Source organism: Aquitalea aquatilis (assembly GCF_005155025.1).
GTDB classification, from domain to species: Bacteria; Pseudomonadota; Gammaproteobacteria; order Burkholderiales; family Chromobacteriaceae; genus Aquitalea; species Aquitalea aquatilis.
Genome location: NZ_CP039731.1, coordinates 350,106 through 371,269, shown reverse-complemented (window position 1 = coordinate 371,269; position 21,164 = coordinate 350,106). Strand labels below are relative to the sequence as shown.

Sequence of the window (21,164 nt, the reverse complement as noted above, 5' to 3'; positions counted from 1 at the left end):
ATTTTCAACTACGGCATGCAGCTTACTGCAAGCGGCAGCTCCTGTTATTGATAGCTCATGGTGAAGGTGGCTAGGCCGTTGACGGAGCCGCCGGTCAGCGTACCGGTGCGGATGTAACGGACCAGAAAGGGAAAGGACTGGCTGCCGGTGGCCCCGGTTGCCATCAGCAACTGGTTGAGGTTGCCCGCCACGCTGGAGTCCGGGCCAAAGTTGACCAGGGTGGGGGTGCCGCTATTGCGCAAAATCTGCAAGTTGACCCCGCTGGCACTGGAGCCTAGGCTAAGACTCAGCAGATTACCGGTATTGCCGGGATTGCTGTTGTCAGTCAGCGTCATGTAAATCGCCATGCTGGTGCTGCTTGGACAAGTCAGCCCCAGATTGAATGGCGTCGGCTTGGCAGTACTGTTGAGGCTGGGCAGGTCTGTCGGCGCGACGCCCGCGAGTGCGATTTGCAGGGAGCTGGTGTTGACGCTGCAACTGACGTTCTGGATGGTGTAGTTACCGCTGGCAGTGCCTGTGCCACCGCTACTGGCTGTGCTGATCTCCGCAGGGAAACGACCGGTATAGGTTAGGGTATAGGCGACTGACAGACTAATGACAGAGACATTCACATTGCCGATATCACCGGTTTTGATCAGCTTGCCGGCAATATAGCTATTGAAACTCATCTGGCTGGGTGTCGGTGTGAAGCTGATGGTACTGCCGCCGGGAACGGTGGCGCTGGCCGGGTTGACGATGCTGTGTTTGATGATGAAACCGATGCCCGGTACCGAGCTGGGGTAAACCGGATAGTTGACGCCGCTTTCGTTATAGTTTCCCACTGCGCTACTCATCCCGCTTGCGGTCAGCCCCAGCGGGGATGTTGTCCCGTCCTGAATCCAATATGCACCGTATAGATCACACATGCCTAGGGGGGAGACCAGGCGGTTACTGGACCAGCCGCTGATGGCGGTGAAGTTGGGTTGGTTGCTGGCGATACCGCTTTTGGTATCCGTAATCATGAACAGGGCCCCGTTTGCGGGCGAGGAACTGATTGTCCATGGTGCGCAGCGGGCGTGGATTGGTCCAAGCCAGAAAGCGGCCAGCAGCAAGGCTGCAAGAAATAATATTGTTTTGCGCATGGCGGTGTTCCATTAGCAGGGCGAGGATGTCGATCAGGCTTGCTTGGCTGATACTGAAGTCAGGGAGCAGACTATTCATTTTCAATAAACATGATCATCAGATAATTCTCTTAATTTATTAAGAATTTTCTTTATCTGTTTTCCCCGTCATAAAGAATAGCCCGGCTCACTTCAGCCAAGCGCCATGAAGTGAGCCGGGCGGGTAGAGGCAAACGGGTGACTAGCGTAGCGGCATGGCGGTGGGCGGAATAATGGCTCCGGCATGGGCAATCACCGCAGCCGACAGCCGGTGGGCATAGGCAGCGGCTTGCGACGGGCTGTAGCCCAGGGTACGGCTGGCCAGATAACCTGCGGCAAAGGAGTCGCCAGCGGCGGTGGTGTCCACAACGCGGGGCACGGCGGTGGCGAACACTTCTTCGCGTAGCCCTGCCCCGGCCAGCAGGCAGGGCTCGCCGCCGCGCTTGATCACCACTTCCGTGCAGCCCAGCGCCAGTGTGCGGCTGGCAACGGCTTCGGCATCCTCATCGCCGTACAGTGCTCTTTCATCATCCAGCGTCAGCAAGCCGACATCGGCCAGTGCCAGGATGGCTTCATGGCCGGCGCGGGCTTGAGCTGCAGTCCACAGCGACGGCCGGAAGTTGTTGTCGAACCAAATTTTGCCACCCGCCTGTTTGAATACCTGCAAGGCGTCCAGCAGCCGTTGTCGTTCGGCTTCGTTGAACAGGGCCAGTGAGATGCCGGAAAGGTATAGCGCATGCAGATGGGCGGGGTTGAGCAGGCTGGCAAAATCGATGCCGGAAGCAAAGTAATGTCGCGCGGCGCTATCGCTACGCCAGTAGAGAAAGCTGCGTTCGCCGTGGGCGTCGGTCTCTACCATGTACAAACCCGGTAGTTTCCCCGGTTGGATGACGATGTGGCTGACATCCACGCCTTCTGCCTGCCAGTCGGCCAGCAACTGGCGACTCAGGTTGTCCTTGCCCATGCCGCTCAGATAGCGGACATCGTGCGGGCTGGCGGCTAGCAGCCGGGCCAGGTAGATGGCGGTATTCAGCGTGTCTCCGCCAAAACGGCGCTGCAGGGGCTGACCGCTCAGTTCGATCATGCCCTCACCAAGGCAGGCTATATGCATGGTTGGGTCTTTCTACTTGGGGGGAGTGCCCCTCGTGGGAGGGGCCAGGGGGCTAGGGCTTTTTGTAGGCGATGCAGTCCACTTCAACCTTGCAGTCGATCACCATGCTGGACTGCACGCAGGCGCGGGCAGGGGGATGATCGCCAAAATATTGCAGGAAGACGCGGTTGAACGAGGCGAAGTCGCGGGTGTCGTCCAGCCATACGCCGCAGCGCACCACGTGTTCCGGGCCGTAGCCGGCTTCTTCCAGAATGGCCATTACGTTTTGAATACACTGGTGCGACTGGGTGACGATGCCACCTTCTATCACTTCACCATTGACCATCGGCGTTTGGCCGGAGACATACAGCCAGCCATCGGCAGCCTGCACGGCTCGGGCAAACGGCATTTGCTGGCCGCCGGTACCACCGGCAATGCCAAATCGTTTCAAATCGCTCATGAGCGGGTTTCCTTGTCAGAAGTCAGAGGGGTAAAGGCGGGAAAGCTGCTGCGGATGTCACGGGTACGCGGCAGAAAGCGGCCGGCACGTGCGCCGGTGGCCGCCTTGTCCTGCCAGCTGAGCACGCCATTGACCCAGACTGCGGCAATGCCGGCTGCGGCCTGGATGGGGGCATGGAAGCTGGCGGTGTCATGAATGGTGGCGGCGTCGAACAGCACCAGATCGGCCCAGTAGCCGGGGCGGATCAGGCCGCGCTCATCCAGCGCGAAACGGCTGGCGGACAGGCCGGTCATCTTGTGCACGGCGGTTTCCAGGCTGAACAGCTGGCGTTCGCGGCAGTAGTAGCCCAGTACGCGGGGAAAAGCACCCCACAGCCGTGGATGGGGCAACGGATCTTCCGGCAGGCCGTCCGAACCGACCATGGTCAGCGGATGGCGCAGGATGTTTTCCACATCAGCCGGGTCCATGCCGTGGTACACCGCGCCGGCAGGTTGCAGCTTGCGGGCGGCATCCATCAGGGGCAGCTGCCATTGCTCGGCAATGGCCTGCAGCGTCTGGCCGGCCATGTCGGGGTGCGGGGTGGACCAGGTAATGAAGATTTCAAAATCTCCGGTGACCTGTTTCAGGTCGAGCGTGGATGAGCTGGCCGAATAGGGGTAGCAGTCGCAGCCTACCTGCTGCCGGCTGGCAGCCTGTTCCAGCGAAGCCAGCAACTGTTGGCTACGACCCCAGTTGCCTTTGCCGGCACATTTCATGTGCGACACGATGACCGGGCTGTTGGCATGACGGCCCACGCGCCAGGCTTCGTCCATGGCTTCCAGCACCGGTTCGAATTCGCTGCGCAGATGCGTGGTGTATATCCCGCCGCAGCTGTTCAGTTCGGCCGCCAGTTGTTCCACTTCGCTGCTGTCGGCACTGAAGGCCGAGGCATAGGCCAGTCCGCTGCTCAAGCCCAGCGCACCATGGCGCAGGCTGTCGGCCAGTTGCGCGCGCATGGCGCTGATTTCAGTGGGCGTGGCAGTACGATCCAGCCGGTCCAGATGATTGCTGCGCAATGCGGTATGCCCCACTAGTGCGGCCACATTGACAGCCGGTTCGGCCTGTTCCACGGCTGTGCGGTAGTCGGCAAAGCGCGGGTAGCGGAAGGCGTCTTTTGGCCCCAGCAGGTTCATCGGGTCTGGCGGTTCGCCTTGCAGGCTGACTGGGGAGGCACTGATACCGCAATTGCCGACAATCACCGTGGTGACACCCTGGCTGAGCTTGGGCAGCATCTGCGGCTGGCGGATCACCATGGTGTCGTCGTGGGTGTGGACATCGATAAAGCCGGGGGCCAGCGTCAGACCCTGGCCATCAATGGTGTGCTCGGCCGTTGCCGCGCCGGCATCGCCGAGCAGGGCAATGCGCTGCTGGCGGATGCCGACATCGGCCACATAGGCCGCAGCGCCACTGCCGTCGACAATAGTGACGCGGCGAATCAGGGTGTCGTAGGTGTGCATGGTTCAGTCTCCAAGCGGCAGGCGGTCTTCGCCATGGCGATAGTCGTCCAGTGCCAGCTTGACGCGGCGCAGCAGCTCCTGGCTGTGCTCCGGCTGGCGCAGCGCCAGTTCGGTGGCGAGGATGTCTACCGCCAGCAGCATGCCGTAACGGGCTGCCGTGGGTTTGTAGATGAAGTCGGTTTCGTCCAGGAATACCGGCAGCACCACATCGGCCCGGCGCGCCAGCGGGCTGTCCGGCCGGGTCAGCGCCAGCAGACGGGTACCGTAACCACGGGCGATGTCCACTGCTGCCAGCAGTTCGGGTGTGATGCCGGTGGTAGACAGCACGATCAGCAGATCATGCGGCCCCAGCGTGGCAGCGGTAATGCGCATCAGCACCGGGTCGTGATAGGCCGTCAGCACATGGCCCAGCCTGACCAGGCGGAATTGCAGTTCGTCGGAGAACACGGTGGAGCCACCGCCCATGCCAAAAGCAATCAGGCGATCGGCCTGGCAGATCAGGTCGACGGCCGCGCTGAACTGCTGCTCGTCAAAACCGGCCAGGTGGCGACGCAGGGTCTTTTCGATATCGCCGACGATGTTGCCGAAAAAGCTGGCCGGCTCTGCCGGTGCGGGGCTGCCGTCCAGAAAGCGCTGCCCTACCGTGGCTGCCTGTGCCAGCCGCATGCGCAGGGTGCGGATGTCATCGCAGTCCATTGCCTTGGCAAAGCGCGACATCGCCGCCGGGCTGACTCCGGCCTTGGCCGCCAGTTGCTCGATGCCGGCAGAGGCGGCAAAACGGACGTCGTCCAGAATGGCTTCGGCGACTTTCAGCTGGGTCGGGCTGAGCTGGTCCAGACGACTGCGAATCAGATACAGGATGTCCACGCTAGGGCTTTCTTTCGGTGCGGTCGTGCACTTACAGCAGTTGGGCCAGGCCCAGGGTCAGCAGGAAGGCGACGACGGAGATCAGGGTTTCCAGAACAGTCCAGGTTTTCAGGGTCTGGATAACGGTCATGTTGAAGTATTCCTTGACCAGCCAGAAACCGCCATCGTTGACGTGCGACAGAATCAGCGAACCGGCACCGGTGGCCAGCACCAGCAATTCCGGGTGCGGATAGCCACTGGCCAGGGCAATGGGCGCGACAATGCCGGCGGCCGTGGTCATGGCGACGGTGGCCGAACCGGTGGCCACCCGCATCAGCACCGCCAGCAGCCAGCCCAGCAGCAGGGGCGACAGCTGGAATTCTGCCGACAGGGCAATGATTTCCTTGGTGACGCCGGTTTCGATCAGGATGCGGTTAAGACCGCCGCCAGCGCCTACCAGCAAGGTAATGGCGGCGGTGGGGGCCAGGCACTCATTGGTGAACTTGAGGATATTGTCGCGGCTGAAACCACGGGCCAGGCCCAGCGTCCAGAAGCTGACCAGGGTGGCGATCAACAGGGCGATCACCGAGTTGCCGATGAACAGCAGCAGACCGTTCATGGCGCTGCCCTTGTCGGTCAGCACATTGGCCCAGCCACCCAGCAGCATCAGGAATACCGGCAGCAGGATGGTGGCGATGGTGATGCCGAAACTAGGCAAATCGCGTTTGCCGGTTTCACGCTCGGTAAACTGGCTGGCAATCGGGTTTTCCGCCGGCAGATCAATACGCGGTGCGATGAATTTGGCAAAAAGCGGACCGGCGATGATGGCGGTGGGCACGCCGACAATAATGGCGTAGAACACGGTCTTGCCCACCTGGGCGCCATATTCGTTCACGGCCAGCATGGCAGCCGGATGCGGCGGCACCAGCCCATGCACCACCGACAGGCCGGCCACCATGGGCAGGCCGACCAGCAGCATGGACACGCCAGCGCGCTTGGCCACGGTAAAGGCAATCGGAATCAGCAGTACGAAGCCCACTTCGAAAAACAGCGGCAGGCCACAGACAAAGGCGATGCACACCATGGCCCAGTGGGCGTTCTTCTCGCCGAACTTGTCGATCAGCGTCAGGGCAATGCGCTCGGCACCACCGGATTCGGCCATCATCTTGCCCAGCATGGTGCCCAATGCCACCACCAGCGCGATATGGCCCAGTGTTTTGCCCACCCCGGTTTCATAGGCGGCCATGATGTCCTTGGCCGGCATCTGTGCGGCCAGGGCCAGGCCGATGGAAACCACCGTCAGGACGATAAAGGGGTTGATGCGATAACGGGCGATCAGTACCACCAGCGCGATAATGGCGATGGCGGCATACAGCAACAGCTGGCTGCCCAGAACTGGGGTCATGTGGGTTCTCCTTGTAGTAGGGGGGAGGGTGCCGCCCCCGTACGTTGCAGGGGCGGTCTTGGTGGTGCTTCTGGTCTAAAACAGGGTTTCCACCGCGCCGGTGACATTGAGGGCATCGTCCACCAGCAGCAGCTGACGCCATTTGTCGAAGGTGAGGCAGGGATGGGATATTTCGAAGGCCAGCATGTCGCCCACTTGCAGGTCGGCATCGGCCGGAATACGCATGAAGGCGTGCTGGTCCATCATGGTGCTGACGATCCAGTCAGCCGGAGCCGGCTGCGGTGTCGTGCTGCTGCCGGGACGGAAATGCAGTGACACCTGCGGCAGGCCGGCATCGAAAGCGGCATCGCGCTTGCCCAGGGCGATGATGGCGCGGCCACTTTCCGGGATGGATTGCACATACGCCCACAATTGCAGGGCCGGCTGCAGGCTGCGGCCCATTTCGCGGGCCACCGGGTTATTGCTCTGGATGCGCTGTTCGGCATGCAGATAGATGCCGACATCGTGGGTGAGATAGCAGCCGGGGCGCAGCAGCACCTGCAATGGCTGGCCCAGTTCGAGGCCGGAGAATTCATCGGCCACCACGTCGTACCAGGCGGAGCCGGCACCGCTGAGCAGGATTTTCTCTTCGCGGAACAGCCCGCGCGCGGCGTGCTCGCGAGTACGGGCCACCACGCTGCGCAGGAAAGCGCGGATGTCTTCTTCCTGCTGCAATACCCCCTCGTAGATTTCCACCCCGATCAGGCTGAGCGATTGTGGCCAGCGCGCAATGGCCGCCAGCACTTCATTTTCCTGCTGGGGCGAACGCACACCGGTACGGCCGCCTTCCACGCCGTATTCCAGCAGGATGCGCAATGTCTGCCCGCTCTGGGCAAAGAACTGGCCCAGTGCATCAATATTGGCGGCAGAGTCGACAATGCAGCAGAAGCTGAAGTCGGGGTCTTGCTGTTGCAGGCGGGAGATGATGGCCATATTGGCCTTGCCTACCAGCTGGTTGGCCAGCAGGAAGCGGCGGATACCGTGCAGATAGGCCGCATGCACTTGCGGAGCAGTGGCCAGGGTGATGCCCCAGGCCCCATGCGCCAGCTGCATGTGGAACAGCGCCGGGCTCATGGTGGTTTTGCCATGAGGGGCCAGTTCTACACCGTAGCGCTGCATGAACTGCTGCATCCATTGCAGATTGTGTTCGATACGACTCTGGCGCAGCAATGCCACCGGCAGGCTGACATCCTCGCGCAGGATGTTCCAGCCCTGTTCCGCTACCTGCTGCAGGGTGCAGGATGCGGGGCTGCTACCCAGTCCCTTGGTCGCCCGGTTCAGCGTCTGCGCTGAGCCTTCCTGTTTCGCCATGGCCATCTCCTCATGATTGTTTTGAAAAAAATTATCAAAAAACGTAAATAAATTCATCATTTTTGAAAATTTATTTCACAGAAGTCAGGAAACACCTGTCTTTAGGTCAGGTTGAGTGCGGCATTATTGCGACACGATCAGGGCGGACTTTCCGGCAAGTCTGTTCTGCTGGCATCTGGCCTAAAGGATGTACCGTGTCGCCCTTCACGGCAGGGGTGGCAGCTGCTTGTGGACAGTGGGTGAGGCAGGGGGAGTGACGGGATGTGCTAAGTCAGCGGAAAGACGAGGCTATTTTCCTGTCAAGAGGCGGCAGGCAAGCGTGGTGGCAGGGGAGGAAGGCCCGCTGTGCTTGGCCGTCAGTCTGCGGTAGCCGCGGAAATGACGCATTTGTCCGTGGGGTGTCGGCTGGGCGTTGCAGTCAGGCGGAGGGGGAAGTATGGCGACGGGCTGTGGTGGCAGCCCGTCTGGAGGCTGAGTCGCCTTAGTGGCTGATCAGGCTGGCGACCTTAGTGGTGATGATGTCCACCGCCGGGTCGTTGGCACCATGGGGCAGTATCACATCGGCAAAGCGTTTGGTCGGCTCGATGAACTGGTTGTGCATGGGGCGCACGGTGGCCAGATAGTGTTCGATCACATGGTCGGCACTGCGGCCGCGTTCACGGATATCGCGTTGCAGGCGGCGGATGAAGCGCACGTCCGGGTCGGTATCCACGAAGATCTTCAGCGACATCATGTCGCGCAGGGCGGCATCGTACAGCGGAAACAGCCCTTCGATGACGATGACCGGGGCGGGCTTTACCGTAATGGTTTCTGTTGCGCGAGTGTGGTTGGTGAAGTCGTAGACCGGCATGTCGATAGGCCGGCCGGCCAGCAGCTCTTCGATATGCTCGATCAGCAAGGGCCAGTCGAAGGCGTGCGGGTGGTCGTAATTGGTGGCGAGGCGCTGTTCGAAGGTCAGGTGGGCCTGATCCCGGTAGTAATAGTCCTGCACGATGACGGCCGCCATGTCGGGACCGATGGTTTCCAGCACCTTGGCGGTTACCGTGGTCTTGCCGCTGCCGCTGCCGCCGGCAACGCCGATAATGAACGGGGTAGTCATGCTGTAAGCCTCTTGACGCAATAACGCATAAAAAAACGCGCCATTTTAATGAGTTATGGCGCGTTGTTCCATCAGGATTGCGGTATTTATTTGCTGGAGGCGGACGCCTGTTCTTCCTGTTGCGCTGCGGCCAGCCATTCCTGCATGGCGGGGAGTTGGCGCATGTGGGTGGCGTAGGCTGCAGCAAGGTCGCTGAGTGCCACGTGGTAGCTGTGAAAGCGCCATACCACCGGCGCGAAAAAAGCGTCGGCAATGCTGAACTGGCCAAACAGGAAGGGGCCGCTGCCCTGATGTTGCTGACGCAGGCTTTCCCACAGGCTGCTGATGCGGGCAATGTCGGCCTGGGCGGCGGCACCTGGCGTGCTGGCTGGGTAGTCGCCACAGACATTCATCGGCAACTCGCTGCGCAGGGCGGTAAAGCCGGCGTGCATTTCTGCCACGACGGCCCGGGCGATGGCACGGGTGGCGGCATCGTCCGGCCACAGGCCGGCAGCGGGGAAGCATTCGGCCAGGTACTCGCAGATGGCCAGGCTGTCGCCGATGCGCAGCTGCTGGTCGATCAGCAAGGGCACCTTGCCGGCCGGGTTGCAGGCGAGGAGGCGTTCCTTGCAGTCGCTGCTGGTGAGGTCGATATGCTTTTCCTCGAAAGGCTCGTTCAGCATTTTCAGCACCAGCCAGGGGCGCAGCGACCAGGAAGACAGATTCTTGTTGCCGATGATCAGGGTAAACATGGGGTAGGCTCCATGATGTCACCGCGATGAGGCGGCGGCAGGGTAGGGGATGAATCATCTTATAGCAGGCTGTCATGGGCAGCCAGCCAGCTGCATCGGCTAGGACGGGTGTTTGCGCAATGCAAAACGCCCTGCTGGGCAGGGCGTTGCTTGGGGCGAATCTGTGCTTATTCTGCTTCGTCTATCCAGGCTTGCTGGATGGCTTCCAGCACCCGCTCGCCGCCACGGCTGTGGTCGTCGTCGAAGTCTGGCAGGGCAATCACCCAGTTGTGCAGGTCGACAAAACGCACGGTTTTGGGGTCGATGTCGGGATGGCTTTCCACCAGCTCGATGGCGATGTCGTTAACGTCGGTCCATTTCATCTCGTTCTCCTGAGTCCCGGAGCCGCGCATAAAACCCGGCCAGCGGGATTTTACGGCGTGCTCTGCATGAAGGATGTTGTCTGGTGGCAGTGCATGTCGCACGGGCGAGCAGGGCCGCGCTGCCGGGAGACGCAATTAATGGTGTTCGCGCGCGTGATTGATGGTGTAGCGCGGAATCTCCACCACCAGGTCTTCGTCACCGATCACCGCCTGGCAGGACAGGCGCGACTGGGATTCCAGCCCCCAGGCCTTGTCCAGCATGTCTTCTTCCAGTTCGTCCGCTTCGTTCAGCGAATCAAAGCCTTCGCGCACAATGCAGTGGCAGGTGGTGCAGGCACAGGACAGCTCGCAGGCATGTTCGATTTCGATATCGTGTTCCAGCAACACCTCGCAGATGTTTTTGCCGGTTTCGGCGTTGTCGATCACTGCGCCTTCGGGGCAGAGGTCGGCGTGGGGCAGCACAATCAGGCGTGGCATGGAGGGTCCTTATAGCTCGGAAATTTTCTGGCCTTTGAGTGCGCGCTGGATGTTGCGATCCATGCGGCGGGCGGCAAAGTCTTCGGTGGCCTTGTTCAGGCGATGGGTGGCCTGGTTGACCTGCAGGGTGGTCTGGCTGGCCGTGGCCTGTTCCAGTTGCTGCAACACCTGCTGGATGGCGCTGGTTTCATCTGCCGTGAGCAGGTCGCCATCGATGCGCAGCGCAGCCAGGGTGGCATCGCGCAGGCTGTCGGCATCGACAATGGCTTCGCGCAGTTTGCGCGCTTCGATGTCGTCCTGCACATGGGCCAGCGAGTCGCTCAGCATCTGGCTGATGGCGTCGTCGGACAAGCCATAAGAGGGTTTCACCTCGATACTGGCTTCCACGCCGCTGGTCATTTCACGGGCAGATACCGCCAGCAGGCCGTCGGCGTCCACCTGGAAGGTAATGCGGATGCGGGCAGCACCGGCCACCATGGGTGGAATGCCGCGCAGCACGAATTGCGCCAGGCTGCGGCAGTCGGCCACCAGTTCGCGCTCACCCTGTAGCACGTGGATGGACATGGCAGTCTGGCCATCCTTGAAAGTGGTGAATTCCTGCGCACGCGCCACCGGAATGGTGCTGTTGCGCGGGATGATCTTTTCCGTCAGGCCGCCCATGGTTTCGATGCCCAGCGACAGCGGAATCACGTCCAGCAGCAGCCATTCGTCTTCACCCTTGTTGCCGGCCAGTACATTGGCTTGAATTGCGGCACCGATGGCCACCACCTTGTCCGGGTCCAGATTGGTCAGCGGCGGCTGGCCGAAGAAATCGGCCACGGCTTTCTGGATGTGCGGCATGCGGGTGGCACCGCCCACCATCACCACGCCCTTGACGTCGCCGGCGGTGATGTCGGCATCGCGCAGGGCCTTGCGCACCGGTAGCAGGGTCTTATCGACCAGGGTTTTGGTGATCTGGCGGAAGGTGTCCTGATTCAGCGTCAGGTCTACCGCATTGCCATCGGACAGGATGGCGGTGATGCGAGTGTCACTGTGTTCGGTAAGTGCCTCTTTCGCTTCACGGGCACGGGTGAGCAAGAGGCGGGTATCCTGGGCGGACAGGCCGTGCAGGTCGGCTTGTTCCAGAATCCAGCAATACACGCGGTGGTCGAAGTCATCGCCACCCAGGGCGGAGTCGCCACTGGTGGACAGCACTTCAAATACCCCACGGGTGAGTTTGAGGATGGAGATGTCAAAAGTACCGCCACCCAGGTCGTACACCACGTAAGTGCCTTCTGCAGCATTGTCCAGACCGTAGGCAATGGCAGCGGCAGTGGGTTCGTTCAGCAGGCGCAATACGGTGAGACCGGCAAGGCGCGCTGCATCCTTGGTGGCCTGGCGCTGGGCGTCGTCAAAATACGCCGGTACGGTAATCACGGCACCGGTCAGCTCGCCACCCAATGTGGCTTCGGCACGCTGGGCCAGGGTACGCAAGATGTCGGCTGACACTTCCACCGGGCTTTTTACGCCAGCAGTAGTGTGCAATTGCACCATGCCGGGCGCATCGACAAAACGATAGGGCAGGCTGCGGGCGTCCTTGATGTCGGACAGGCCACGGCCCATGAAGCGTTTTACTGAGGTGATGGTGTTGTGCGGGTCATGGTTCTGTTCGCGCTGGGCATCGTAGCCCACCGTCACCTGGCCGCCATCCTGATAGCGTACGACCGAGGGCAGCAGGCTACGGCCGAACTCGTCGGCCAGTACGGTGGTGGCGCCACTTCTTACCGTGGCCACCAGCGAGTTGGTGGTGCCAAGATCAATGCCCACTGCCAGACGGTGCTGGTGTGGTGCTGCGGACAGGCCGGGTTCGGCGATTTGTAGTAGAGCCATGACGGAATCTTTATTGTTGTCGCGTGAGCAGAAACATCAGCGGTGCCAGTTGTGACGGCTTAGCCAAGCAGGGTTTCGATGGCGTCGCCGATCTCCTGATCGAGTTTTTCCAGAAAGCGCAATTTTCGCACCATCACCGCAGCTGCGTCCAAGTCTGCTGTGGTGTCCAGCGCCTCGCCCAGTTCGGCTTCCAGCGCGCGCTTTTCGCTGCGCAGGCGGGAGGACAGGGTTTCCAGTGCGTCGACATCACTGCTTTCGCGCGCTTCTTCGATGCTTTCGCGCCATTCCATCTGGGCCATCAGGAAGTCCAGCGGCATGCTGGTATTGGTTTCTTCCTGGGTATCCACACCCTGCAGCGATAGCAGGTAACGGCCACGGCGCAGCGGGCTTTTCAGGGTCTGATAGGCTTCGTTGACATGGGTGGCCTGCATCAAAGCCATGCGCTTTTCCGCATCCGGGCTGCTGGCGTAACGGTCTGGGTGGACGGCGGCGGCGGCGGCGCGCCAGGATTGTTCGAGTTGCTGGCTATCCAGCGCGAAGCGGCGCGACAGGCCGAACAGCTGGAAGAAATCCTGGGAGAATTCGGTGGTCATGGCCTTGGGCTGGGAAACTGCTGGTTGACTGGCAGATGGCCGCTAGCAGCGGCCATCCACGACAGTGTGGCGCGAAGGCGCGCAATCAGACGTTGAAGCTTTCGCCACAACCACATTCGTTTTTCACGTTGGGGTTGTTGAACTTGAAACCTTCGTTAAGCCCTTCCTTGGAGTAATCCAGTTCGGTGCCGTCCAGATAGGCCAGGCTCTTGGCATCGGTGAAGACGGTGACGCCATGGCTTTCGAAGGTGATGTCGTCCTCGATGGCCGAGTCGACAAACTCCAACTTGTAAGCCATGCCGGAGCAGCCGGAGGTTTTCACCCCCAGACGAATGCCCAGGCCCTTGCCGCGTTTGGCCAGAAACTGGCTGACGTGGTTGGCCGCGCTGGCGGACAGAGTGATAGCCATGTCGTGCTCCTTACTTGCCGTGCTTTTGCTTGTAGTCGCTGACTGCTGCCTTGATGGCGTCTTCGGCCAGGATGGAGCAGTGGATCTTTACCGGCGGCAAGGCCAGCTCTTCGGCGATGGCGGTATTCTTGATGGACATGGCTTCGTCCAGCGATTTGCCTTTCACCCATTCGGTGACCAAGGACGACGAAGCAATGGCCGAGCCACAGCCGTAGGTTTTGAATTTGGCGTCTTCGATCACGCCATCGGCGTTGACCTTGATCTGCAGCTTCATCACGTCGCCACAGGCCGGTGCACCCACCATGCCGGTGCCCACGCTGTCATCGCCCTTTTCGAAGGAACCTACATTGCGCGGGTTCTCGTAGTGATCCATCAACTTGTCGCTGTATGCCATGGTTCTCTCTCCTGCTGACGGGGCCGGCCAAACTGGCTGGCCCACCCCGTAAATCATTGAATGTTCAGTGTGCGGCCCACTGTACCGAATTCAGGTCTACGCCTTCCTTGAACATCTCCCACAGCGGGGACAGTTCGCGCAGCTTGCCGATTTTATCTTTCAACAGCGCAATGGCGAAGTCGATTTCTTCTTCGGTGGTGAAGCGGCCCAGGGTGAAGCGGATGGAGCTGTGTGCCATCTCGTCGTTACGGCCCAGTGCGCGCAGCACATAGGACGGCTCCAGCGAGGCCGAGGTACAGGCCGAACCGCTGGAAACGGCCAGGTCCTTGATCGCCATGATCAGGCTTTCGCCTTCGACGAAGTTGAAGCTGACATTGAGGTTGTGCGGTACACGCTGGTCGATGTCGCCATTGATGTACACCTCTTCCATATCCTTGATGCCGTTCCACAGACGGTCGCGCAGCATGCGGATGCGTTCGCTCTCGCTGTCCATCTCTTCACGTGCCAGGCGGAAAGCCTCGCCCATGCCGACGATCTGGTGGGTGGGCAGGGTGCCGGAACGGAAGCCGCGCTCGTGGCCACCACCGTGCATCTGGGCTTCCAGGCGCACGCGCGGCTTGCGACGCACATACAGTGCACCAATACCCTTGGGGCCGTAGGCCTTGTGGGCGGACAGGCTCATCAGGTCCACCTTCAGCACATTCATGTCCATCTTCACCTTGCCGGGTGCCTGGGTGGCATCGACATGGAAGATGATGCCTTTTTCGCGGCAGATCTCGCCGATCTGCGGAATGTCCTGAATCACGCCGATTTCATTGTTGACGTACATCACCGACACCAGAATGGTGTCCGGACGAATGGCCGCCTTGAATTCTTCGATGTCGATCAGGCCGTTTTCCTGCACGCCCAGATAAGTGACTTCAAAGCCCTGGCGTTCCAGCTCGCGACAGGTATCCAGCACCGCCTTGTGTTCGGTCTTGACGGTGATGATGTGCTTGCCACGGCTCTTGTAGAACTGGGCGGCGCCCTTGATGGCCAGGTTGTCAGACTCGGTGGCACCGGAGGTCCAGACGATTTCCTTGGGGTCGGCATTCAGGAGCTTGGCCACTTCTGCCCGCGCATTCTCTACCGCCTCTTCTGCCGTCCAGCCAAAGCTGTGGCTACGCGACGCCGGGTTGCCGAACTGCTCGGTCAGATAGGGAATCATCTTGGCGGCAACGCGGGGATCGACCGGGGTAGTGGCCGAATAGTCGAGGTAGATGGGAAGCTTGAGCTGACTCATTATCAATTCTCCGGGGATGCGGTGCGCTTACAGTGCGCTGGAGGCGGAGGCAGCAGTACGGGTGCTGCTTTCGCGCTTGTCCTGCATTACATTGCTATCTTTGGCGGCTGCTTCCTTGGCGCGCTGCTTTTCAACCAGGCTGCCCAGGGTTACCTTGGCCAGATAGTCGAAAATGGTGGCGTTCAGGTTGGTCCACAAGTCGTGGGTCATGCAGCGGTGGTTGTCATGACAGTTTTCGCGGCCGCCGCACTGGGTGGCGTCAACCGGCTCGTCCACGGCGGCGATGATGTCTGCCACCGAGATATCGGCCGGGACGCGGGCCAGGGTGTAACCGCCGCCAGGGCCGCGCACGCTGTCAACCAGTTCGGAACGGCGCAGTTTGCCAAACAGTTGTTCCAGGTAGGAAAGGGAAATGCTCTGGCGTTCGCTGATGCCGGCCAGTGTCACCGGGCCATTGGCTTCGCGCATGGCAAGGTCGAGCATGGCGGTTACCGCAAAGCGGCCTTTGGTGGTGAGACGCATGATCTTAAACTCCGGTGGGTGGTTGGGCTTATTATACCCAATTCCCGACTAATTTGGTCAACTATAAATGCATCCATGCGCACATGGTTGTTGCAAAGCATCCCAGACCTGCGACGCAAGTGCAGCAAAGTTGAGCATTTTACTAGGTTTATAAACGGCCGGGGGCATTAATTACAGGCTGTGCAGGGCTTGGTGTATCATTCGAGCAAACGCCCGTTTACATGGGTGCAATCACAAATGCCGCCTGCTGTGCGCTGCTGCCGTACCGCTTGCTGTGGTAAGGGCAGAACCTATTGCTGGCGGCGTTTTTGTCAGAGAGACAGGGAATATGAAGAAAGTGGTCATCAGCGGCACCGGCCTGTTTACCCCGCCGCATGCCGTCAGCAACGAAGAGCTGGTTGTTGCTTTCAATCACTATGTCGCTGCATACAACCAGCAGCATGCGGCCGAAATCGCTGCCGGCAGCCTGACCGCGCTGGCCGAATCCAGTGCGGAATTCATCGAGAAGGCTTCCGGCATCAAGCAACGCTATCTGATGAACAAGGATGGGGTGCTGGACCCGGCGCGGATGACGCCCTACCTGCCGGAGCGCAGCAACGACGCATTGTCCATCCAGGCCGAAATGGGCGTGGCCGCCGCCACGGCGGCGCTGGCCCAGGCGGGCAGAAGCGCGGCTGACATCGATATGGTATTGGTGGCTTGTTCCAATATGCAGCGCCCCTATCCGGCCGTGTCCATTGAAATTCAGCAGGCGCTGGGCGTGCAGGGTTATGCCTTCGATATGAATGTGGCTTGTTCTTCTGCCACATTTGGCATTCAGACTGCGGTCAATGCCATCCAGAGCGGCCAGGCGCGTGCGGTGCTGGTCATCAGCCCGGAAATCTGCTCGGCCCACCTTAACTTCCGCGACCGCGACAGCCACTTCATCTTTGGTGATGCCTGCACGGCCATTGTGCTGGAAGCCGCCGAGTCGGCCACTGCGGCCGAGCAGTTCGAAATCCTCGGCACCCGCCTGGCCACCGTGTTCTCCAATAATATCCGCAACAATTTCGGTTTCCTGAATCGTTGCGACGAGCAGGGCATCGGCCAGATCGACAAGCTGTTTGTGCAGCAGGGGCGCAAGGTCTTCAAGGAAGTGTGCCCGATGGTGGGTGAGCACATCGGGCAGCATCTGGAAAGCCTGGACATCCAGCCGCAGCAGGTCAGCCGTTTCTGGCTGCATCAGGCCAATCTGGCGATGAACCAGCTGATTGCCCGCCGTGTACTGGGCCGCGATGCCGCGGAACAGGAGGCTCCGGTGATTCTGGATCGCTATGCCAATACCAGCTCGGCTGGCTCGATCATTGCTTTTCATCTGTGCCGTAGTGGTTTGCAAACCGGCGATATCGGGGTCATTTCCTCGTTTGGTGCCGGTTATTCGGTCGGCAGCGTTGTGGTTAAAAAGTGCTAGTTTTTGCCTGACAACTGCTGTGCACGCGCAATAAATGACTGAAAACAGGGGAGGGGTGCTTGTCAAACTGCCCCTCTCTGCATAATGTATCCGACCAAAGCAGCCCAAAAAGCGCTTAAAGAGATCGGACGATCGATAAAAAACACGAAGTCTGTACAAAGGAAAAGGAAAGAACACATGCAAGCTGCAAAAAAAATGCTGCTGGCCGCCGGCCTGATCGCCACGGCCTCGATGGCCGCGCAAGCTGCTGGTACGCTCGTATATTGCTCGGAAGGTAGCCCGGCCGGTTTCGACCCGGGTCAGTACACCACCGGCACGGACTTCGATGCCGCCGCCGAAACCGTTTTCAACCGACTGGTGCAATTCCAGCGCGGTGGCACCAAGGTAGTGCCGGGTCTGGCGGAAAAATGGGACGTGGCTGCTGATGGCTTGTCCTACACCTTCCATCTGCGCAAGGGCGTGAAGATCCAGACCACGGATTACTTCAAGCCGACGCGTGACTTCGGTGCGGATGACGTGGTGTTTACCTTCGACCGCATGCTCAACAAGAACAACGCCTTCCGCAAAGCCTACCCGACCGAATTCCCGTATTTCACCGATATGGGCATGGATGAAAACATCACCAAGGTCGAAAAGCTGGATGCCAACACCGTCAAGTTCACCCTGAAGAGCATCGACGCTGCCTTCCTGCAGAACCTGGCGATGAGTTTTGCCTCCATCCAGTCGGCTGAATACGCCGACAAGCTGCTGAAGGCTGGTACACCGCAACTGCTGAACCAGCAGCCGGTTGGTACGGGCCCCTTCATCTTCAAGCGTTATCAGAAAGATGCGCAGATCCGCTTTGCTGCCAACAAGCAGTACTGGGACAAGGCCGACGGTCCTAAAGTCGACAATCTGGTCTTTGCCATCACTACCGATCCGTCGGTGCGTTTCCAAAAGCTGAAGGCTGGCGAATGCCAGATTACTGCTTTCCCGCGCCCGACCGACATCGCGGCCATGAAGGCTGACAGCAAGCTGAACGTGATTTCCCAAGCCGGCTTCAACCTGGGCTACCTGGCTTACAACGTCAAGCACAAGCCGATGGACAAGCTGGAAGTGCGTCAGGCACTGGACATGGCCGTCAACAAGAAAGCCATCATCGATGCGGTATACCAGGGCGCAGGCCAGGCCGCGACCAACCCGATGCCGCCGACCCAGTGGTCGTATAACAAGAGCCTGAAAGACGCACCGTACAGCGTGGAAAAAGCCAAGGCGCTGCTGGCCAAGGCCGGCTACCCGAACGGCTTCGACATCACCCTGTGGGCGATGCCGGTACAGCGTCCGTACAACCCCAATGCCAAGCTGATGGCCGAAATGGTACAGGCTGACTGGGCTAAGATCGGCGTCAAGGCCAAGATCACCACCTACGAATGGGGCGAGTACATCAAGCGCGCCAAGGCTGGCGAGCACGATGCCATGCTGATCGGCTGGACTGGTGATAATGGTGATCCGGACAACTGGCTGGGCACCCAGCTGGGCTGCGAAGCCATGAACGGCAACAACTTTGCCAAGTGGTGCTACAAGCCGTTTGAAGACCTGCTGCAAAAAGCCAAGCGCACCACCAATGTGGCCGAGCGCACCAAGCTGTACAGCAAGGCACAGGAAATCTTCAAGCAGCAACTGCCGTACACCACGGTTGCCCACTCCACCGTGGTACAGCCGATGTCCAAGTCGGTGGTTGGCTTCAAGGTCAGCCCGTTCGGTCTGAACTCCTTCTACGGTGTCAGCCTGAAGTAATGCCAGCATGCTTCCCTGCGGGGAAGTGTTGAACATCGGGGGCGCAAGCCCCCGATGTTTTGCATGTAACACTGCCTATCCTTCCATCAGAGAAGGGCGCGCAGTTGCCGGCACGACAGGCAGGGGATGCCAGCCGGAAGCAGGATGAGCAGCAGGACAGAGGCTGGTGTGCCAGCGCCGTGGTGGCAGGCTTGACCTGTATCAAAGGCGTGGCCGCGCCCGGGTGATATCTTCACTCCGTCGTGGCGAAGACGTGGCTGATGTAGGTGGGTGGTTCAGCTGGCGTCTTCTGCCCGACACCCTCTTGTTGTTCTCTTTCGCTCTCCCGCATTCCTCCCTGTTACCGGTATCGTCATCCAAATCCACGCTTTGGGTCTGAATTAACGGTGTCCATCTGTCATGCTGCAAGACAGTGTGGATTCACGGGAGAAGTACGTATGTTGTCTTTCATTTTCCGCAGACTGGGTTTACTGATTCCCACGTTCTTCGGCATTACCCTGCTGACTTTCGGCCTTATCCGCATGATTCCCGGGGACCCGGTCGAAGTCATGGTGGGCGAGCGCACGCTGGATCCGCAGATGCACGCCGATGCCATGCACCGTCTTGGCCTGGATAAACCACTGTATGCGCAATACATCGATTACATCAGCAATCTGCTGCATGGCAATCTGGGTGAGTCGCTGGTGACCAAGAGCAGTGTCTGGGTCGAGTTCAAGACACTGTTTCCCGCCACGCTGGAGCTGGCGCTGGCCGCCATGCTGTTTGCCGTGGTGTTCGGCCTGCTGGCTGGTGTCACTGCTGCCATCAAGCGCGGGTCGATTCTGGATCACGGTGTGATGGGCATTTCGCTCACTGGTTTTTCCATGCCGATTTTCTGGTGGGGCCTGATTCTCATCATGTTCTTCTCGGTCAAGCTGGGCTGGACACCGGTTTCCGGCCGGCTGGATCTGGCTTATGACATCACGCCGCGCACCGGCTTCATGCTGATCGATACCTGGCTGGCCGAAGCGGCCGATCCGGCGGCCAATGCCGGCGCCTTCAAGGATGCCCTGATGCATCTGATCCTGCCGGCCATCGTGCTGGGGACCATTCCGCTGGCGGTGATTGCCCGGATGACCCGCTCCTCGATGTTGGAAGTGCTGCGCGAAGACTATGTGCGTACCGCCCGTGCCAAGGGCCTGTCGCCGGCGCGTGTCATCTTTGTGCATACCCTGCGTAATGCGCTGATTCCGGTACTGACGGTGATCGGCCTGCAAGTGGGCACGCTGATGGGCGGCGCCGTGCTGACCGAAACCATCTTCTCCTGGCCCGGCATCGGCAAATGGCTGATCGATGCCATCAGCCGCCGCGATTATCCCGTGGTGCAAAACGGCATCCTGATCGTGGCCACGCTGGTGATCGTCACCAATTTCATCGTGGATATTCTGTACGGTGTCGCCAATCCGCGTATCCGTCACGCCAAATAACGCTTGCAGGTATCGCTATGACTAATGCAAACACCTCTACCGTCGCGTCGGCTGCCGAAGATGCGGCGCTGAGCTACCCCTCGCCATTCAAGGAGTTCTGGCAGGGCTTTTCCTATAACAAGGGTGCCGTGGCCGGGCTGATCTTCATGAGCATCGTGCTGCTGTGCGCCATTCTGGCTCCTGTCGTGGCACCCTACAGTCCCATCGAACAATACCGTGAGCATCTGCTGACACCGCCAGCCTGGCTGGATGGCGGTTCGGCCCAGTTTTTGCTGGGTACCGATGAGCTGGGTCGCGACATCCTGTCGCGCCTGATCTACGGTGCGCGCCTGTCGCTGTTCATCGGCATGTGCTCGGTACTGCTGGCGCTGATTCCGGGCGTGGTGCTGGGCTTGCTGGCGGCCTTTTTCCCCAAGGTCTTGGGCGGGGTGATCATGCGCGTCATGGACATCATGATGGCCTTGCCTTCGCTGTTGCTGGCGGTAGCCATCATGGCCATTCTGGGACCTGGCCTGATGAATGCCATGATCGCCATTGCCACGGTGTCCTTGCCGGCCTATGTGCGGCTGACCCGCGCCTCGGCCATGACCGAGCTGAACCGTGATTACGTCACCGCCTCGCGCGTGTCCGGTGCCGGGCTGTTCCGCCTGATGTTCAACACCGTGCTGCCCAACTGCATGGCACCGCTGATCGTGCATGCCACCATGAGCTTCTCCTCGGCCATTCTGGAAATCGCTGCGCTGGGCTTTCTGGGCTTGGGCGTTCAGCCGCCCACGCCGGAGTGGGGCACCATGCTGGCGTCTGCCCGTGATTACATCGAGCGTGCCTGGTGGGTGGTGTCTCTGCCGGGCCTGACCATTTTGCTGTCGGTGTTGGCCATCAACCTGATGGGTGACGGCCTGCGCGATGCGCTGGATCCGAAACTGAAGCGCGCCGCCTGAGGAGGGA

At 60.2% G+C, this 21,164-nt stretch carries 22 protein-coding genes; 4 read left to right on the top strand and 18 right to left on the bottom strand.

All coding sequences use genetic code 11. From position 1 onward, the window contains the following. Nucleotides 1-44: 44 nt before the first annotated feature. The 18 genes from FAZ30_RS01770 to iscR form a co-directional block, all read right to left on the bottom strand. Complete coding sequence (locus tag FAZ30_RS01770; RefSeq protein ID WP_168190800.1) at nt 45-821, bottom strand: fimbrial protein; 777 nt, start codon at nt 819-821, stop codon at nt 45-47. A gap of 106 nt (nt 822-927) precedes the next feature. Then, nucleotides 928-1,200 carry a hypothetical protein gene (locus FAZ30_RS20340; protein ID WP_168190799.1) on the bottom strand — a complete coding sequence of 91 codons (273 nt, stop codon included), beginning with the start codon at nt 1,198-1,200 and terminating at the stop codon, nt 928-930. Between the two features lie 141 nt (nt 1,201-1,341). Then, on the bottom strand, nt 1,342-2,250 hold the full coding sequence (locus FAZ30_RS01765) for a sugar kinase (protein WP_205676636.1): 909 nt from the start codon (nt 2,248-2,250) through the stop codon (nt 1,342-1,344). A gap of 52 nt (nt 2,251-2,302) precedes the next feature. Beyond that, a complete protein-coding gene (locus FAZ30_RS01760) occupies nt 2,303-2,689 on the bottom strand; it encodes a RidA family protein (RefSeq protein WP_205676635.1) in 387 nt (128 codons plus the stop codon). Continuing rightward, nucleotides 2,686-4,185 carry an N-acyl-D-amino-acid deacylase family protein gene (locus FAZ30_RS01755; RefSeq protein WP_137008509.1) on the bottom strand — a complete coding sequence of 500 codons (1,500 nt, stop codon included), beginning with the start codon at nt 4,183-4,185 and terminating at the stop codon, nt 2,686-2,688. Before FAZ30_RS01755 ends, FAZ30_RS01760 begins: the two co-directional genes overlap by 4 nt. Nucleotides 4,186-4,188: 3 nt before the next feature. Beyond that, complete coding sequence (locus tag FAZ30_RS01750; protein WP_124642504.1) at nt 4,189-5,052, bottom strand: MurR/RpiR family transcriptional regulator; 864 nt, start codon at nt 5,050-5,052, stop codon at nt 4,189-4,191. A 31-nt stretch (nt 5,053-5,083) separates the two neighbouring features. Next, complete coding sequence (locus tag FAZ30_RS01745) at nt 5,084-6,436, bottom strand: GntT/GntP/DsdX family permease (protein WP_124642506.1); 1,353 nt, start codon at nt 6,434-6,436, stop codon at nt 5,084-5,086. A 75-nt stretch (nt 6,437-6,511) separates the two neighbouring features. After that, nucleotides 6,512-7,786 (bottom strand): amino acid deaminase, encoded by a 1,275-nt coding sequence (locus FAZ30_RS01740; RefSeq protein ID WP_137008507.1) that lies wholly within the window; start codon nt 7,784-7,786, stop codon nt 6,512-6,514. 481 nt (nt 7,787-8,267) lie between these two features. Beyond that, a complete protein-coding gene (gene udk, locus FAZ30_RS01735) occupies nt 8,268-8,885 on the bottom strand; it encodes a uridine kinase (RefSeq protein ID WP_124642510.1) in 618 nt (205 codons plus the stop codon). Between the two features lie 86 nt (nt 8,886-8,971). Next, nucleotides 8,972-9,616 carry a glutathione S-transferase family protein gene (locus tag FAZ30_RS01730; protein ID WP_124642512.1) on the bottom strand — a complete coding sequence of 215 codons (645 nt, stop codon included), beginning with the start codon at nt 9,614-9,616 and terminating at the stop codon, nt 8,972-8,974. A gap of 167 nt (nt 9,617-9,783) precedes the next feature. Beyond that, entirely contained in the window at nt 9,784-9,978 is a 195-nt protein-coding gene (gene iscX, locus FAZ30_RS01725) for a Fe-S cluster assembly protein IscX (protein ID WP_103524978.1), read from the bottom strand. Between the two features lie 135 nt (nt 9,979-10,113). Next, a complete protein-coding gene (gene fdx, locus FAZ30_RS01720; RefSeq protein ID WP_103524977.1) occupies nt 10,114-10,455 on the bottom strand; it encodes an ISC system 2Fe-2S type ferredoxin in 342 nt (113 codons plus the stop codon). A 9-nt stretch (nt 10,456-10,464) separates the two neighbouring features. After that, a complete protein-coding gene (gene hscA / locus FAZ30_RS01715; protein WP_137008505.1) occupies nt 10,465-12,324 on the bottom strand; it encodes a Fe-S protein assembly chaperone HscA in 1,860 nt (619 codons plus the stop codon). Nucleotides 12,325-12,383: 59 nt separating this feature from the next. Further along, nucleotides 12,384-12,917: a Fe-S protein assembly co-chaperone HscB gene (gene hscB / locus FAZ30_RS01710; RefSeq protein ID WP_124642517.1), complete on the bottom strand. Its 534-nt coding sequence runs from the start codon at nt 12,915-12,917 to the stop codon at nt 12,384-12,386. Nucleotides 12,918-13,002: 85 nt separating this feature from the next. Next, nucleotides 13,003-13,326, bottom strand: a complete 324-nt coding sequence (iscA, locus tag FAZ30_RS01705; RefSeq protein WP_124642519.1) for an iron-sulfur cluster assembly protein IscA — start codon at nt 13,324-13,326, stop codon at nt 13,003-13,005. Between the two features lie 10 nt (nt 13,327-13,336). After that, complete coding sequence (gene iscU, locus FAZ30_RS01700; protein ID WP_124642521.1) at nt 13,337-13,720, bottom strand: Fe-S cluster assembly scaffold IscU; 384 nt, start codon at nt 13,718-13,720, stop codon at nt 13,337-13,339. A gap of 64 nt (nt 13,721-13,784) precedes the next feature. Then, nucleotides 13,785-15,002, bottom strand: a complete 1,218-nt coding sequence (locus FAZ30_RS01695; RefSeq protein WP_059286361.1) for an IscS subfamily cysteine desulfurase — start codon at nt 15,000-15,002, stop codon at nt 13,785-13,787. 27 nt (nt 15,003-15,029) lie between these two features. After that, nucleotides 15,030-15,524, bottom strand: a complete 495-nt coding sequence (gene iscR, locus FAZ30_RS01690) for a Fe-S cluster assembly transcriptional regulator IscR (protein ID WP_124642523.1) — start codon at nt 15,522-15,524, stop codon at nt 15,030-15,032. A 328-nt stretch (nt 15,525-15,852) separates the two neighbouring features. On the opposite strand from iscR, the gene FAZ30_RS01685 reads away from it, so the two are divergent. The 4 genes from FAZ30_RS01685 (at nt 15,853) to FAZ30_RS01670 (ending at nt 21,157) form a co-directional block, all read left to right on the top strand. Continuing rightward, on the top strand, nt 15,853-16,974 hold the full coding sequence (locus FAZ30_RS01685) for a beta-ketoacyl-ACP synthase III (protein ID WP_124642525.1): 1,122 nt from the start codon (nt 15,853-15,855) through the stop codon (nt 16,972-16,974). A gap of 177 nt (nt 16,975-17,151) precedes the next feature. Then, nucleotides 17,152-18,750, top strand: coding sequence for an ABC transporter substrate-binding protein (locus FAZ30_RS01680; RefSeq protein WP_124642527.1), 1,599 nt, complete (start codon nt 17,152-17,154; stop codon nt 18,748-18,750). A gap of 437 nt (nt 18,751-19,187) precedes the next feature. Beyond that, nucleotides 19,188-20,216 carry an ABC transporter permease subunit gene (locus FAZ30_RS01675; RefSeq protein ID WP_124642529.1) on the top strand — a complete coding sequence of 343 codons (1,029 nt, stop codon included), beginning with the start codon at nt 19,188-19,190 and terminating at the stop codon, nt 20,214-20,216. Between the two features lie 17 nt (nt 20,217-20,233). After that, nucleotides 20,234-21,157 carry an ABC transporter permease subunit gene (locus tag FAZ30_RS01670; protein WP_124642531.1) on the top strand — a complete coding sequence of 308 codons (924 nt, stop codon included), beginning with the start codon at nt 20,234-20,236 and terminating at the stop codon, nt 21,155-21,157. The last annotated feature ends 7 nt before the right edge of the window (nt 21,158-21,164 follow it).

Excerpts from the sequence above, each read along its gene's own strand:
- FAZ30_RS20340 (WP_168190799.1), bottom strand. The coding sequence starts at position 1,200 with ATGAATAGTCTGCTCCCTGACTTCAGTATCAGCCAAGCAAGCCTGATC.
- FAZ30_RS01765 (WP_205676636.1), bottom strand. The coding sequence starts at position 2,250 with ATGCATATAGCCTGCCTTGGTGAGGGCATGATCGAACTGAGCGGTCAG.
- FAZ30_RS01760 (WP_205676635.1), bottom strand. The coding sequence starts at position 2,689 with ATGAGCGATTTGAAACGATTTGGCATTGCCGGTGGTACCGGCGGCCAG.
- FAZ30_RS01755 (WP_137008509.1), bottom strand. The coding sequence starts at position 4,185 with ATGCACACCTACGACACCCTGATTCGCCGCGTCACTATTGTCGACGGC.
- FAZ30_RS01745 (WP_124642506.1), bottom strand. The coding sequence starts at position 6,436 with ATGACCCCAGTTCTGGGCAGCCAGCTGTTGCTGTATGCCGCCATCGCC.
- FAZ30_RS01740 (WP_137008507.1), bottom strand. The coding sequence starts at position 7,786 with ATGGCGAAACAGGAAGGCTCAGCGCAGACGCTGAACCGGGCGACCAAG.
- udk (WP_124642510.1), bottom strand. The coding sequence starts at position 8,885 with ATGACTACCCCGTTCATTATCGGCGTTGCCGGCGGCAGCGGCAGCGGC.
- FAZ30_RS01730 (WP_124642512.1), bottom strand. The coding sequence starts at position 9,616 with ATGTTTACCCTGATCATCGGCAACAAGAATCTGTCTTCCTGGTCGCTG.
- iscX (WP_103524978.1), bottom strand. The coding sequence starts at position 9,978 with ATGAAATGGACCGACGTTAACGACATCGCCATCGAGCTGGTGGAAAGC.
- fdx (WP_103524977.1), bottom strand. The coding sequence starts at position 10,455 with ATGCCACGCCTGATTGTGCTGCCCCACGCCGACCTCTGCCCCGAAGGC.
- hscA (WP_137008505.1), bottom strand. The coding sequence starts at position 12,324 with ATGGCTCTACTACAAATCGCCGAACCCGGCCTGTCCGCAGCACCACAC.
- hscB (WP_124642517.1), bottom strand. The coding sequence starts at position 12,917 with ATGACCACCGAATTCTCCCAGGATTTCTTCCAGCTGTTCGGCCTGTCG.
- iscA (WP_124642519.1), bottom strand. The coding sequence starts at position 13,326 with ATGGCTATCACTCTGTCCGCCAGCGCGGCCAACCACGTCAGCCAGTTT.
- iscU (WP_124642521.1), bottom strand. The coding sequence starts at position 13,720 with ATGGCATACAGCGACAAGTTGATGGATCACTACGAGAACCCGCGCAAT.
- FAZ30_RS01695 (WP_059286361.1), bottom strand. The coding sequence starts at position 15,002 with ATGAGTCAGCTCAAGCTTCCCATCTACCTCGACTATTCGGCCACTACC.
- iscR (WP_124642523.1), bottom strand. The coding sequence starts at position 15,524 with ATGCGTCTCACCACCAAAGGCCGCTTTGCGGTAACCGCCATGCTCGAC.
- FAZ30_RS01685 (WP_124642525.1), top strand. The coding sequence starts at position 15,853 with ATGAAGAAAGTGGTCATCAGCGGCACCGGCCTGTTTACCCCGCCGCAT.
- FAZ30_RS01680 (WP_124642527.1), top strand. The coding sequence starts at position 17,152 with ATGCAAGCTGCAAAAAAAATGCTGCTGGCCGCCGGCCTGATCGCCACG.
- FAZ30_RS01675 (WP_124642529.1), top strand. The coding sequence starts at position 19,188 with ATGTTGTCTTTCATTTTCCGCAGACTGGGTTTACTGATTCCCACGTTC.
- FAZ30_RS01670 (WP_124642531.1), top strand. The coding sequence starts at position 20,234 with ATGACTAATGCAAACACCTCTACCGTCGCGTCGGCTGCCGAAGATGCG.